Raw genomic sequence first — 13,937 nt, forward strand, 5'->3', positions numbered from 1 at the left:
TTATCTATTTTTCGCAACTCTTCTCTGGATAGGTGCATGCGAACTCAGAACGTGGATAGATCTCGTAAAAAACGTTGTGACCCTTAAACTATCGTGATCTTCTTTTTTTGTCCAATCTTTTTTTGTGTGGAATGAGGCGGGTGAACGGTTACAAAGCGTCACATTACATAAGTCTCTGCCTTGCAGACTGTCAATGTTTAATCAACATCGGACCAGAAAAACATTCATTTTTGTTTCACTGTTGCTTTAATTTTTTTTCCTGGCCCAGTAGCATTATTCTGTTAAGCCATCCTGGAAAAACCTGTTCAGGCCAAAGCCTTGCCATAAAAGTTTTGCAACAACAGGCAGAATAGCCTATACTTTACAGGAAGAGATAAATTATTTGCAAGTCCTTACATAACCTTTGCTTTTTCAACGTAATGAAGCCCTTTCTTCCGATGATGATTTTTTTTGCAGGCTGGGGAATGCTCTCTAATACCTTTGCTGGACAAGCGACAAAACAGGTGACAGAACAGGGTGTCCTTGCTGGTGGCTGTTTTTGGTGCCTAGAGGCTGATCTGCAAAAGGTCAACGGTGTACAGGAGGTTGTTTCCGGTTATAGCGGCGGAACAGGTGCCAATCCCACCTATGATGATTATGTACAAAAGGGGCATATTGAGGTTGTCCAAGTGACCTTTAATCCTGCTGTGATCCCGTATGCAAATCTCCTCAATATATTTTGGAAAAAGGTCGATCCCGTTGATCCGGGTGGTCAGTTCTGTGACCGGGGCCATGCTTATTCAACAGCGATTTTTTATACTTCTGAAGCACAGAGAAAGATAGCTGAAGCCTCAAAAGCAGCCTTAGAACAGTCCGGGTTCCTCAAAAAACCTGTTGTCACAGAGATACATGAGAGCACCACCTTTTATCCGGCTGAAGAGTATCATCAAGATTATGCAGAAAAAAATCCCATCCGTTATAAGTTCTACCGCTATAAATGCGGACGGGATCAACGGCTTGAAGAGTTATGGAAAGGGAAGGAATTACCCGAACCAGCTACAAAAACAGCCACGGCTACGACAGAGACCAACGTGAATACTCCACCAACCGCAACAAGTACCTTTACAAAGCCAAGCCAGGAGGAGCTGAAAAAACGCCTGACTCCACTTCAGTATAAGGTCACTCAGCAAGATGGGACAGAACCGGCATTTAATAATACCTATTGGGATAATACCCGGCCTGGTATCTACGTAGATGTTGTTTCAGGTGAACCACTCTTCAGCTCCCTGGATAAATTCAAATCCGGGACAGGCTGGCCCAGCTTTACTAAGCCCCTTGTGCCGGAGAATATTGTCGAGCGCGAGGATAAAAGTTGGTTCTCTGTGCGTACTGAGGTGCGGAGCAAGCAGGCAGACTCCCATCTCGGCCATGTCTTTGATGATGGCCCTAAGCCCACCGGCCTCCGTTATTGCCTGAATTCAGCAGCCTTACGCTTTATTCCGGCAGAGGATCTGGAAAAAGAGGGGTATGGCATGTATAGAAAACTCTTTCCCGTGAAAAAACGCTGACTCCTCATCCTCGGCACAACGTAACTCCACAATTTCAACCCACCAGATCATCCTGCATGCCCCGCGTTTCTGTTGTTATCCCCTGCTATAATCAGGGCACCTTTATTGATGAAACCATCAACTCTGTTCTTGCCCAAACCTGGCAGGATTTTGAAATCATTGTGGTCAATGATGGTTCCACAGATACCTTTACTGTCCAGCATCTTCAGCAGTTGGATTTCCCGAAAACGCAGGTCATCCATACCAATAATCAGGGCTTATCCTCAGCTAGGAATAACGGGATTGAAGCAGCACAGGGCGAGTACATCCTGCCCCTGGATGCAGACGATCGTATCGGCCCTACCTATCTGGAGCAGGCTGGCCAACTCTTAGATGCAGAACCAGAACTCGGCATTGTCTACTGCAAGGCCCGTTTTTTCGGGGATCGGGACGACGAATGGCAGCTTCCTGAGTACAGCCTGGAAGAAATGTTGCTTAACAATGTCATTTTTTGTACTTCCTTTTTCCGTCGGGCAGATTGGGAAGAGGTGGGCGGCTTTGACCCGGCCATGATTTACGGTTGGGAAGATTATGATTTCTGGCTGTCCCTGATTGAACGAGGACGGCAGGTCAAGAGGATTCCTGAAATCCTCTTTTATTATCGCATTCGTTCTGACTCCATGTTACGAAGCAAGGAGAAAAAACAGAAGGTTGCCATCCTGACCAAGATCTTTCATAAACACGAGGCCCTGTATAAAAAACATATTGATGTTCTTTTTGATCAGCTCGTTGATATCAAGGGGGCCTATCTTGAGGCCAGTCTCTATCGACGGAAAGATGGTAACAAACAAAGCACTGAGCAACGCAAATTGCTGAGTACCAGAAGAGTTGATATTGCAACCAAGGCATTAGTTTTTGAGCAGGTACAATGGGAAGTAAAAACAAGGGAGCTTCTGGAAATCCAGCTGGTCAATGAACAGGCTATTATCAGTATTACAGGCATTGCGGCAGAAACCAAACAAGGTCGTAAGCAGCTTTCTTTTACCAGTAATGCAGTACTTGTTGACGAAAGCGAAAGCCTGTACTTTTTTACCAGCAAAGATCCCTGCCTGACCCTTTACCTGGACGAGTTTACCAGGGACAAGACAGCAACGATACACCGTTTGACCATTGAGCTGGACTATCTTATTATCGGAGACTCGGTACCAGAGCATCTTGCCCGTCAGCTTAATGCAGAACTTGCCACTGCCCGCCCCATCCTTGCTGCCCTGGAAAAATATATTGAGCAGAAAGAAACAATGCAGCCCTTTTCGCTGAAAAATACCCTGAAAAAGTTACTACATTTTTGCACCAATAACACCTATCGCAGGATTCTCCGATCCGGGTTTTTTGACCGAAAATTTTACCTCCAGCAATACCCTGATGTCTTTTTCCAAGACATTGACCCACTGATCCATTATTGTAGGAACGGCTGGCGGGAAAAGCGCAGGCCTTCGGCCTTATTTGCCCCAGAGCACTACCAAAAAGAACACCATATTTCTTCAGAGATTAATCCGTTACTCCATTTTCTTGATAACAGGTAACCGGATAATATAGGAACACGATGAAACAAACCGGTATAATAATCCTGAACTGGAATGCTGCTCAAGACACCATCAACTGTGTTCATAATTTTCAGGATTTTTCTGCGCATGGAATAAGCATCTATGTGATAGACAACAACTCGGACCTGGCGGACCGGGAAAAAATTCAGCGAGAGTGTCAGGATATCATTTTTATCCAGAATGACAGCAATCTCGGTTATGCAGGCGGCAATAATGTCGGTATCCGTCAGGCCCTCAAGGACGGCTGTGCCTATATCCTGCTGATGAACAACGATGCCCGCATAGCAGAAAAGGATTTTCAGCTTCTGGTGCAGGCACTGGATACAGAGCCGAATCTCGGCATTATCGGCCCGATTATTCGGGATCACAACGGCGGGATCCTTAATGCAGGGGGCCGGGATATTGGTGAGCATTATATCTCCCATTTCAAAGAGCCTGTGCAGCCGGATGCGATCTATGATGTGGACTATGTCTCCGGCACCATCTGTCTTATGCGCTCTTCCCTGTTGGAACAGATCGGTCTGCTGGACGAAGCGTACTTTTTCAGCGGAGAAGTCGCTGACCTCTGCCAAAGAGCAAAAAAACAAGGCAAGTCTTCCATGACTTCCAATTCATCCGGCGCACCTTGGCGAATCGCAGTCAACCCGCTGGTCTCGGGCAGCCATGATCTTTCTGCTTCCCACGATAATCGGGGCGGCATCTATACCTATTACACAGTGCGTAACCGCTTTCTCTACATCCGTAAACATCTCCACGCCTCCATCCCCCGTCTTTTTCTCTTTTGGACCTCACAGCATCTTCGCCATGCCCGGCATTGCTTCCGGGAAGAAAAAAAGACAGAACTGCGGATGGTTCTGAAAGGATTATTGCACGGGTTAATGGGGAAATACGGTCCCCTTAACTAAGGGGGTCTCTGGTAACCACCACAAACACGAATCAGATGAACTCTTCCGGGACTCTCCCGGATTCTCTTTGCTAAAAAACATGGATCTTCAATTTGTCCGTAATATCCTGGCTAATGCCCAGGATGTCTCTGTTCACTCTCCTGAACTCTTTCAAAGCTGGGTTAACGGCGTCACAGAATACCACCTCAACCCTGACCGAACCAATATCCTCCGTGCCTTAGAGCTTGGCTCTAAACTGAACATCCTGGAGGTAGGTTGTTCAAGCGGTATCTTATCCCGCTATCTTGGTGAAGAGGGCCATCAGGTCTTGGGCATCAAAACAGGCATTGATTGCCTGGAAGCTGCAAAGCTCCGCTGCTCTGACCTGCCCAATGTCCGCTTTGCTGCCACTCCAGACGATATTGTAGCAGCTCTGGAGGCAACCTATGATCTTGTCGTGCTTCTCCCCCCGCTTCCTCCTCTGGTTTATGAGGTGCTGCAAGGCAAAATAGAGAAAAAAGAACGCTGTTGCGGGCTGGCAAAGAGAGCAGAGTATTTACGTCTGCTGATGAATACACTCTCTGAGGATGGCGCACTGGTCATGGCCGCAGGCAACAGGTTGGGCCTGAAGTACTGGCTTGGGGCTTCAGAAGATAATTACGGCAAACCTTACGCAGGCCTCTGGGGCTATGGATCGCGCGACCTCCATCCCCGCATGTTCTCCCGCAATGAGTGGAGCGAAATATTCCGGCTGGCCGGGAGTACATACCATGATTTCTTCTATCCCTTTCCAGACCATCAATTTGCGGAGATTATTTTATCAGAAGAGTTTATTCGCTCTGATCCTCATGCCCATTCTCTGCTCTACAGAACACGGTCCCGTGATCTGACAGTACCGGATTGGCTGCCGGATCAAGACGAATTTCTCCACTGGAAATCCCTGCATCAGTCAAATTATCTCCAGGATTTTGCCAACTCTTTTCTCATTATTGCTGCAAAATCACAGGAGAGACTGGTTGAAGTTTTCCCCTATGATTTTATCAAACTGTCAAAGAACAGACAGCGAAGCAAATACCATGCTGTTACCTACAAGGAAAGGCAACACTCGGTTGTGGTCAAAAAACTCCTTGATGAACAACAGAGCAAAGAAGAAAGGAACACAAAGGCTGCGCTTGCCCATGTCCCCAGCAATCATAAATACCTCCAGGGGCCTCTTCTTGCAGAGTTATGGATTGACGCTTTGGTCATGGACAACAGGCGGGAAAAATTCAAATACCTCCTCAAAGAGTATTACCAGTTTCTGCAAACTCATCTTGCCCGGGCAGAACAACCAGGCCAGTTTCTTGACCTGCTTCCCTTTAATATTATCCTGACTGCGGACGGCCAATACCAATGGTTTGATCAGGAATGGAAAGTTGATTGTGACGAAATAAGTGCTGAATTTATTCTCTTCCGGGCCCTGCTCTGGTTTAGTTTTGCCCATGACAGCCATATCAGCTGTGCCATGAAGGAAGAAAATCTCACCAGTATTGCTGAATTTATCATCTTTTCCTTTGAACTCCTGTCCTTGGATGAACAGAACCTGTTGCCTGCTTTTATTTGTCAGGAAGGAAGAGTGCAGCACAGCATTGATCCAAGCCAGGGCGAGGATCAGGTTCGCGCAGTACTCCTACAGCCGTTTCAACAGTCTGTCAGGGTGCATCAAACTGCTCAGTTTGATACTCAACTGTTCTGGGTAACAGAGGCAACGCCTTTATCCGGTGAAAACAGCCTCAATGTGCGGGCGTATCTGGGACGCGAAAAGCAGACCTTGTTTTTCCCCCTGCCCGATTCTCTGGAACGTCTGAAAATCCTCCGCTTTGACCCTTCAGATCGGCCAGGGTTCTTTCATATCCATCGCCTGACTCTCAGACTGACTCCACAGGATGCTGCTGAAAGTCGTGTTCTCTGGGAGGCCGTCGGAAGTGACATTGCCGATGCCGTTATTCTGGAGCATATGCATTACTGTTCTTCAAGCATGCGGGATGTTTTTTTCTCTGTTGGAGATGATCCTCAACTCATTATAGAACTCCCTGAATCCGTTACCGAACAGAGCTATCAAGGTCGCTTGCAGTTTGAAGCGGAAATTGATTGGCCTCAGTCCTCAGATTATTTGGCTGTTCTTGACGAGATGCAGACAGTGCGACGTCAGATAAGGGAAGTACGGGAGCAAAGCCGACTGCGGACAGAGGAAACGCAACAAAAAATGGATGTAATGTATGAGGAGGCAGCCGTGATGCGTCAACGCATCACTGTTTTGGAACATAAACTGGACGGGATACGCAGGACATTTATTGGCAGAATATTGCGTAAAATCAAGTTCTCCCCGTTTCAGTTTTAGGATTTTGATCATCCAGTTAACCTTTCACAAACTGCCTGGTTTCAATAGCCTTTGCCAAGGTATGCTCATCTGCATATTTGATATCCATGCCCATAGGAATGCCGCAGGCCAAACGGGTTACCTTCACAGGCATACCTGTAAGATGATCAATCAGATAGGAGGCTGTGGCCTCCCCTGGCACCGTAGAGCTGGTGGCCACTAAAACCTCTTCGATCTCTTGGCTCTCCGCTCTGTAAAAAAGCTCACGGACCTTGAGTTCATCAGGACCAATACCCTCCATAGGGGCCAGCACCCCGTGGAGGATATGATAAACGCCACGGAAAGCATTGGTTTTCTCAATAACCATCAGATCACCAGGTTCTTCCACCACACAAACCAACCGATTATTACGACGGGTATCGCTACAGATGACACAGGGATCATTTTCAGAAAAAGCAAAACAGGTGCTGCACAGCTGAATTGATGCGTGCAGTTCTGCCAGACTGGCTGAAAGATTCAGAGCCTCAGCAGCAGGACGCCGTAAGAGATAGAGGGCAAGTCGTGAGGCGGTCTTCTGACCAATACCCGGCAACCGGGTCAAATCGGTTATCAACCGCTCCAGCGGCGGGGGAACAACCTGCATGATGACTTACGATAATCCTGGAATATTGAGGCCGCCGGTCAGTTTGGACATCTCACCTTTGCCCAGTTCAGCCGCTTTGCGTGCCCCATCATTGACCGCAGCTACAATCAGATCCTGCAACATATCAACCTCATCAGCACTGACAATACCAGGCTCAATAGCAAGGCTGACTAACTCGCCCCGACCGTTCATAGTGGCTGTTACCATGCCCCCTCCGGCAGAGCCAGTAACGCTCTTCGTAGCCAGCTCTTCCTGCATATCACCCATTTTTTTCTGGAAATCCTTTGCCTGGGCCATCATATCTGAAATATTCATTCTCGTTCCTTCTAGTCTTTTTAATAACGCTCGCCCCTCCCTTTGAGGAGGAACAACAAAACATAAAAAATCAGGAGGAGGTAGCCTCCTTTCATTACAGTTCGATCAACGTACTGGATTCATTCCTCAGCCTTCTTTTTCTGCAAAGGTCCACGAAAACGCGGACCAACCCGAATATCTCCAACCTGACCGTTAAAAACATCTACAGCAGCAAGCACCAAGGAATCATTTGCCAGTTTCTGGCGCTCCTGCCGTACTGCTGCAGCGCTATCCGGATCTGTATCACAAGACGAAGAATTAGGCACCTTAAAGGCAACCTTCAACTCTTCCTGAAAAAAGTCCATAGCAAACTCGGTGAGTTGAACAAGATTCTCTCTGGATCCAAGCAACTTGCAATCCGCTGAATCATCATAATTCACGGTCAACACTCCGTTTTCCAACACAGCAGAAGAGGCGCTCTGTAAGGATGCTCCCATCCACTTTATCCGTTCCTGAACATAACGACTAAACTCAGGCCAATGCTTACGTACATCTCTTTTCTGGACAGTGGCTGATGCCGCCGTACCCACATCTTGGGGCGGCGGGGGATTCCGTTCTGATTCTGAGACAGGAGCTTCTCTTGGTGCTTCTTGAGTTGGTTGAGCTTGCTCTACAGGAGAAGCAGCCTGCGGAGGAGCTACTACTGACTCAGGCTCTTTTTTTTTTTCAGGCTCAGGAACAGGCTGAGACTCCGCTGGAGGAGCCGATATTGCCGGCACCCTCCCCTGCTCTGCCTGGGCGGTTTGTTGATGTGCTTGCGGAGCTTGCTGGACAGGCAGTACCTGCTGTTGCGGCAAGACCACACCAGCCAGGACATCATCCAAACGGGTCAGCAGATCAGTAACCGGTACCACATCATCCACCTGCACAGCCCGAATAAAGGTCATTTCCACAGCAAAGCGGGGACGGGCCGAATAAGCGGCCTTTTCCAGCCCTTCAAGGAGCTGATTAAACATCATGAACAGGGTTTGGGAAGAATGGGCCCCGGCAACCTCCTGCAAGAGAGCCAATTCGTCCGCTGGTACATCAAGCAAGGCAGCAGGATTCTTACTGACACTGCACACCACAAGGCTACGAAACCAGGCCAGCAGTTCGTTGATAAAGCGTTTGATATCCATGCCGTAGCTATAGACCTTCTTTAAACAATCCAGGGCAGTGGCAATATCTTTACCAAGCAGGGCGCGGGCAAGATCAGCAATCACCTCATGGCTCACCAGTCCCAGCACATCAGCCACCTCTTCGCCGGTGACGTTTTCGCCGCAATAAGAGAAGACTTGGTCCAGCAGACTAAGGCCATCGCGCACTGACCCGCCTGCTTCCCGCACCACCATATTCAAGGCTGATTCATCAATACTGATCCCCTCCTGCTCTGCTAAGGAGGCAAAATGAGCAGCCAGCTCTGCATGTGCAACCCGCTTCAGCTCATAGCGTTGACAGCGGGAGAGGATGGTCACTGGCACTTTGTGTAGCTCGGTGGTGGCAAACATGAAATAGACATGCTCAGGCGGCTCCTCAAGGGTCTTGAGCAAGGCGTTGAAGGCCTCAGTAGTGAGCATGTGAACTTCATCAATAATGATGATCTTGAACTTGGAGCTGGTGGGCATGAAGCGGATATTTTCCTTCAGTTCCCGGATCTCCTGAATACCCCGGTTAGAGGCACCATCCACCTCATGCAGATCAACGGAACTGCCAGCCATGATTTCCTTGCAGGAACGGCATTCGTTGCAGGGTTCAGGTGGTTCTCCCTTTTCGCAGTTCAGGGCCTTAGCCATGATGCGGGCAAGGGTGGTCTTACCGGTACCGCGCACCCCGCTGAAAATCAGGGCATGGGCGACCCGGTTCTGCAAAAGACCGTTTTGCAGGGTACGGACAACGGGTTTCTGACCGACCACCTGGGCAAAGGTCTGGGGTCGGGATTTTCTGGCGAGGACGAGGTAGGACACGTTTTTAGTTAATTTTAAGGCTGATTTTCGTTTTGAAAAATCTCGTCAGACTGTATACGCAGGAGCACAAAAACTGTTGATAATGTCTTGGACAAAACTTGTTTCTCTGAGTTTTTCAATAATCGTCGGGGTTAACAGATCGGCAAGAGAGGACTGTATATTCTCCGTCTGCAAAATATCACGTAAGATTCTCTTCGGACGGTAGTGTGCTGATTCCCATTGCTGATCCGTAATCGGCCTCCGTACCAGTTCCTCAATCATTGTTCGGCTTGAAAAAAAGATGATTTCGAGCTCTGGAACGGCAAGAACCACCTGAAAATGATCAGGCTGGGAGAACTGCTGCAGAGACTGCACCATAAAATCTCTTTTTTCTTCAATACTCGTGTGTTCTGTCGAGTCGGAATCGACAATTAATACCACAGGAAGATCCGATGCAACCAGCAATGAACGAGCTTTTGAAAGTGCAAGATTATCACCATTTCCAACAATAATTTTATTGCAGGCGGTGAACTCTTCAGGAAGGATGCGTTCCAACAGGAATTTATCAAGCGCTCCTTCAACAATAACATACTTTGTAATCATAATTCTTCCTCAACTGTAATATCATAATCATGTATTCCGAACTCTATACATTTACGATATTTGGTCACCAATGCCCGACTGAATATTCTCTTTGCAAGACAATATTCTATTTCAATACCGCTCCAAAGCAGGATTGTCTGTGGAGATGTAAAATTTGCCAAGGTGAGAGCAGGAGAAGTAAAGCCGCCGCTGCTGAAGATGCTGCCGATCGCTGAGGAGGGTCTTCTCATCAGTTGACTTCTCATTTTTGCTACCGGCTCAAAATTGATATTCTTTTTTTGACCATACGCATCATGATAATCCTTACATTCCACCAGGCAAGCCAGCTCACCGAGGTAAATCACGCCGTCAATCTGTTCGAGTTCCTCTCCGCTCGCTTGAAAGCGAACACTGTACGGCCAACGGATTTCCGCACGATCTAATTGAAATGCACGCAAGACTAAATACTCTAATGCCTTACCGCTTTCCCAGCCGGGGGTATCTCGTTGCTGTACCGCCGCCCAAAGTTCTTCAAGGTCACCCCAAGTGTAATTCTTGATTTTTTCTGTATAACCTGAATTAGTCACCATAATTTATTCCTTGCTACTCGACTCCTTGAAATGGCTTTCCGATCAATAACCTGGGCAAAGGTCTGGGGTCGGGATTTTCTGGCGAGGACGAATGATCACTCCTTGATATTTCAAAAAATAATGCAATATCCTGTCGCGCGCACTGCGGGCCTCTTCAGCAGGAATGAGGGGTTTTCCCAGGTCGCGCAACTGATGATAGCATGGAACAAGGGAAAGTACCTTCTGCCGCAGATTATCAGAGCGCAATTCATCTTCAAAATCTATCAACAACTCCAGCAGCTGTTTTCGTATCGCTTCCGCTTTCATGTATCAACCCTGCTGTCCAGCAATACCCTGACTATATCAGCCACCCTTGCCGCAAGCAATGGAGGAACAGCGTTGCCGATCTGTTTGGCAATCTCAATTTTCGATCCGGTAAAACGAAAGCTGTCTGGAAAACTTTGAAACCGTGCCGCCTCCCGATGAGTAATCGGGCGATGCTGCTCCGGGTGGAGATAACGACCTTTTTCCGGCTTAAAAAACTCTGTACGTATCGTCACTGAAGGTCGATCCCACCACAGCCGACCAAACAAATCTGTGCCGCCGGATTTCTTCCTGATCCAACATTGAGGGGTCAATTCCGGGGCAACTCGTTGTAAGTCAAAACGATTCATTCCCTCCAGCGGAATAGCCCTGTATCTTTTCCGGCTGAGTTCGGTAGGATTCCTGCCGAAATGCAGGTCAAGCGGCGGAGCTGTTTCTCTAATCTCAGTTCCTTCTGGAGAAGGTAAATCTCCAATCGCATCCCGGACAGTTTTCCAGTGCTTAGGAGCTGATAAAAATCCTTGCTTATCAAAGGGCAACAACAGCTGTTTGTTCTTTCCGTTCGGGTTGCAATGCGTTTTTCTCGGAGGAAAGAACATTGAGGGATCTGCAAAAGTACAGCCAATGATAAACGCCCTGGTACGGGTCTGTGGAACACCATAATCGGAGGCTGTCAGCTTCTCCTGATAGACTTTAAAGCCAAGGGATTCCGCTATCCCGATTATCTCTTTATGTTCAAAGGTGCCAAGCAGTTGCGGTACGTTTTCCATAACAAAGATTGAGGCCCCGCATTGCTCAACAACTTTCAGGAAAGGACGCCAAAGTTCTTTCCGAGGGTCGTCAACGCGTTTCTTATTCAGCAGACTGAATCCCTGACAGGGAGGGCCTCCTATCACCACGTCGGCATAGGGAATCCTGACCTGATCGTCTTTGAGTATTTCCGCAAGATCACCGGCAACACAGTGCGAACCGAAGTTCTCATTATATGTATCAACACAGAACTGGTTATAATCATTCGCCCAAACCGACTGGAAAGACTGTCCAAATACTTCGGAAAACCCTAAAGACATGCCGCCAGCCCCAGAAAAGAGATCAATCAGACGATAACGTTGCGAGGTTTTCTTGAGCAAGGCACCAGAACAGCGGGTTCTGTAGGAACGTTCGTCTTCGCGTAACAGTAGCGTACTCTTCATGTTCTCAGAACTCATAGTCCTTTTTGCAGGGTACGGACAACGGGTTTCTGACCGACCACTTGGGCAAAGGTTTGAGGTCGGGATTTTCTGGCTAAGACGAGGTAGGACACGTTCTTTCCTGCTTAATTTTTAAGGGATTGTGCTGTTTGAGCACCAGAGCAAACCAGTTCATCAATAACCTCCTTTGTTCTCCGCAAAACAGCAGCTATCTGGACAATCTCGGCCTCTTTGGTTGCATCATAGGCCAGACTTTCCGCATAGACTTTCCCATCAAGGAGGACAAAGTACCAATGGCGACCGATAATATAGGCCCCGTACACAGGCTGCTCACGAGTATTTGCAGTCTGGGCCGCGACCATCTCCGCCAGCAGCTGTCCAAGCGGATCGTTGGCACTTTCCAGTTCCTTCTTATATTCATGGAGAAAAAAGAAGGGCTGCTTGGGGGCTTGCCTACCCGAGGCGACAAGAAAATCAACAATGCCCCACAGCCGCTTTCCTTCCGCATATTCAACACTCAACTCACGTTCAAGAAAAGGACGATACGAAGATTGATAAAAGTTCACCATATTGAGGAGCGATGCAATAAAATAGACCTTCAGCTCCTCCTCATTCCAGTCATGCACATGGGCCAGTAGCGTCTGCGAGAGACTAAGCAGCGACTGCTGTTCACTGTCAGTAAAGGACGGAGACACGGCAAGCCATTCCTGGAGCAATTCGTACTGCCGATCAGCAGTTAGACTGAACTCGTCTTCAATCTCCTCTTTTGTCCATTGCGAAAAAGGTTTCATACGCTTTGCTCTTGGGTTAGGGAAGATGACGTCATATTTCAGCTTGACCTTAAGTTAAGGGTTGTCCAGGCTTCCAAGTAGAGCCTGGACACCAATCCAAACCTCCATTTATGCCTGATTTCCAACAGCATCGCAGTCAGATGTCAACTCTTTGAGAAAGCAAAGGGATTAAACAGCGTAATGCTTTGTTCACGGATTCCGAGTCGGGAAAGTAAGGGCGAAGGTCCGGTTCGACAATCACTGCACCTTTTGGAGGCAAAACCTCTTTGGTAACCGTTGTACCGTCCTCCTGATGAACAGTAATGGAATATCCGGTCTGCATGGCTCTGTGATGTTTGCCCCGTACCCCGCCAGTGAAATCATATTCGCTACGCATCTCCTTCTTTTTTTTCTTTTTGTCAGGATTCTTCATAAGCTTCATCTGTCTATACCAGTACCATAATGCTATGATTACATGCCCGTCACAAAATGTCATTTCATTGTTGACACGTCTTTCTCCTGTTACTTTTTCTTTTTTTTGTGTTTGAGACGGCGTTTCAATTTACGTCGCTGTTTCCGGTTGATGGGACGTTTTGTCGAGCTCGCTTGTTGATGATGGGTGGGATTCAGAAACTCGACAAGAGGAATAGGGTTGTCGTTATGTCCAAACGGAAGATGTTTCTTGTCGTCAGGAATCGCATCTGAATTTACAATTCCAGCCACGGTAAATTCTTTTGTCGTCACCCCACTGACGACGACCATCCCTTGGACAAACTCGTCGTAATTAAGCACCACAACAGGACAATTCGGACAAAACCATCCTCCCTTATTTCCCGCCAAATACGGTTCGACTTCTTTGCCCTGCTTAGTCACCATGAGGTACATCTGAAAATCTTGAACCAACGGTGTCTGACATTCTGGGCACCGATGGGGTGATTCAATGTCTGTATCCCAATATCTCCGTCTTGGAAGTGATACATCTATATCATACGTTTTCATTGCTCAGTCACTTTTTTGTTAATAGGATTCCTCACCTCTTGTGGCCCTCAGCAGCTTGAGGTCATCCATATCCTCTCTTGAGACTAATGGCACGACCTTAAGTGGTTGACCACAGGATTACGCCGTTTGTCTTCTTGGTACTGTCAAACGAGGGTAGGCCTTTGGACGACGCTTCACAGCCCGCGGTTCACTGCGACCTGGTCTATTTCCT

The 13,937-nt window shown here is 47.8% G+C and carries 14 protein-coding genes; 4 read left to right on the forward strand and 10 right to left on the reverse strand.

Translation table 11 applies throughout. The features are described from left to right. Positions 1–437: 437 nt before the first annotated feature. From msrB to L2082_RS14680, 4 genes are all read left to right on the forward strand, one after another. Positions 438–1,547: a peptide-methionine (R)-S-oxide reductase MsrB gene (gene msrB / locus L2082_RS14665; RefSeq protein WP_446010823.1), complete on the forward strand. Its 1,110-nt coding sequence runs from the start codon at positions 438–440 to the stop codon at positions 1,545–1,547. Positions 1,548–1,603: 56 nt separating this feature from the next. Next, entirely contained in the window at positions 1,604–3,109 is a 1,506-nt protein-coding gene (locus L2082_RS14670; RefSeq protein ID WP_446010822.1) for a glycosyltransferase family 2 protein, read from the forward strand. Positions 3,110–3,129: 20 nt separating this feature from the next. Continuing rightward, entirely contained in the window at positions 3,130–4,035 is a 906-nt protein-coding gene (locus L2082_RS14675; RefSeq protein ID WP_446010821.1) for a glycosyltransferase family 2 protein, read from the forward strand. Between the two features lie 79 nt (positions 4,036–4,114). After that, positions 4,115–6,394, forward strand: coding sequence for a hypothetical protein (locus L2082_RS14680; protein WP_446011901.1), 2,280 nt, complete (start codon positions 4,115–4,117; stop codon positions 6,392–6,394). Between the two features lie 16 nt (positions 6,395–6,410). Here the strand turns inward: L2082_RS14680 and recR are convergent, their stop codons facing one another. From recR to L2082_RS14730, 10 genes are all read right to left on the reverse strand, one after another. Beyond that, entirely contained in the window at positions 6,411–7,016 is a 606-nt protein-coding gene (recR, locus tag L2082_RS14685; RefSeq protein ID WP_446011902.1) for a recombination mediator RecR, read from the reverse strand. Between the two features lie 6 nt (positions 7,017–7,022). Further along, positions 7,023–7,331, reverse strand: coding sequence for a YbaB/EbfC family nucleoid-associated protein (locus L2082_RS14690; protein WP_446011903.1), 309 nt, complete (start codon positions 7,329–7,331; stop codon positions 7,023–7,025). 119 nt (positions 7,332–7,450) lie between these two features. Beyond that, a complete protein-coding gene (gene dnaX / locus L2082_RS14695) occupies positions 7,451–9,313 on the reverse strand; it encodes a DNA polymerase III subunit gamma/tau (protein WP_446010305.1) in 1,863 nt (620 codons plus the stop codon). A 45-nt stretch (positions 9,314–9,358) separates the two neighbouring features. Continuing rightward, entirely contained in the window at positions 9,359–9,847 is a 489-nt protein-coding gene (locus tag L2082_RS14700) for a hypothetical protein (protein ID WP_446011904.1), read from the reverse strand. Positions 9,848–9,891: 44 nt separating this feature from the next. Beyond that, positions 9,892–10,464 (reverse strand): restriction endonuclease, encoded by a 573-nt coding sequence (locus L2082_RS14705; RefSeq protein WP_446010303.1) that lies wholly within the window; start codon positions 10,462–10,464, stop codon positions 9,892–9,894. 42 nt (positions 10,465–10,506) lie between these two features. Continuing rightward, the gene (locus L2082_RS14710; protein ID WP_446010302.1) at positions 10,507–10,770 is read right to left on the reverse strand and encodes a hypothetical protein; all 264 of its coding nucleotides are present in this window, start codon (positions 10,768–10,770) and stop codon (positions 10,507–10,509) included. Then, positions 10,767–11,975 (reverse strand): DNA cytosine methyltransferase, encoded by a 1,209-nt coding sequence (locus L2082_RS14715; RefSeq protein ID WP_446010301.1) that lies wholly within the window; start codon positions 11,973–11,975, stop codon positions 10,767–10,769. Before L2082_RS14715 ends, L2082_RS14710 begins: the two co-directional genes overlap by 4 nt. Before the next feature lie 107 nt (positions 11,976–12,082). Further along, positions 12,083–12,748: a hypothetical protein gene (locus L2082_RS14720; RefSeq protein WP_446010300.1), complete on the reverse strand. Its 666-nt coding sequence runs from the start codon at positions 12,746–12,748 to the stop codon at positions 12,083–12,085. A gap of 136 nt (positions 12,749–12,884) precedes the next feature. Next, complete coding sequence (locus tag L2082_RS14725; RefSeq protein WP_446010299.1) at positions 12,885–13,160, reverse strand: hypothetical protein; 276 nt, start codon at positions 13,158–13,160, stop codon at positions 12,885–12,887. An 89-nt stretch (positions 13,161–13,249) separates the two neighbouring features. Next, positions 13,250–13,603: a hypothetical protein gene (locus L2082_RS14730; RefSeq protein ID WP_446010298.1), complete on the reverse strand. Its 354-nt coding sequence runs from the start codon at positions 13,601–13,603 to the stop codon at positions 13,250–13,252. Positions 13,604–13,937: the final 334 nt, after the last annotated feature.

This window comes from Candidatus Electrothrix sp. (genome assembly GCF_052785085.1).

Bases quoted from the DNA above. Each gene is read 5' to 3' on its own strand.
- msrB (WP_446010823.1), top strand. From the start codon at position 438: ATGATGATTTTTTTTGCAGGCTGGGGAATGCTCTCTAATACCTTTGCT.
- L2082_RS14670 (WP_446010822.1), top strand. From the start codon at position 1,604: ATGCCCCGCGTTTCTGTTGTTATCCCCTGCTATAATCAGGGCACCTTT.
- L2082_RS14675 (WP_446010821.1), top strand. From the start codon at position 3,130: ATGAAACAAACCGGTATAATAATCCTGAACTGGAATGCTGCTCAAGAC.
- L2082_RS14680 (WP_446011901.1), top strand. From the start codon at position 4,115: ATGGATCTTCAATTTGTCCGTAATATCCTGGCTAATGCCCAGGATGTC.
- recR (WP_446011902.1), bottom strand. From the start codon at position 7,016: ATGCAGGTTGTTCCCCCGCCGCTGGAGCGGTTGATAACCGATTTGACC.
- L2082_RS14690 (WP_446011903.1), bottom strand. From the start codon at position 7,331: ATGAATATTTCAGATATGATGGCCCAGGCAAAGGATTTCCAGAAAAAA.
- L2082_RS14705 (WP_446010303.1), bottom strand. From the start codon at position 10,464: ATGGTGACTAATTCAGGTTATACAGAAAAAATCAAGAATTACACTTGG.
- L2082_RS14710 (WP_446010302.1), bottom strand. From the start codon at position 10,770: ATGAAAGCGGAAGCGATACGAAAACAGCTGCTGGAGTTGTTGATAGAT.
- L2082_RS14715 (WP_446010301.1), bottom strand. From the start codon at position 11,975: ATGAGTTCTGAGAACATGAAGAGTACGCTACTGTTACGCGAAGACGAA.
- L2082_RS14720 (WP_446010300.1), bottom strand. From the start codon at position 12,748: ATGAAACCTTTTTCGCAATGGACAAAAGAGGAGATTGAAGACGAGTTC.
- L2082_RS14725 (WP_446010299.1), bottom strand. From the start codon at position 13,160: ATGAAGAATCCTGACAAAAAGAAAAAAAAGAAGGAGATGCGTAGCGAA.
- L2082_RS14730 (WP_446010298.1), bottom strand. From the start codon at position 13,603: ATGGTGACTAAGCAGGGCAAAGAAGTCGAACCGTATTTGGCGGGAAAT.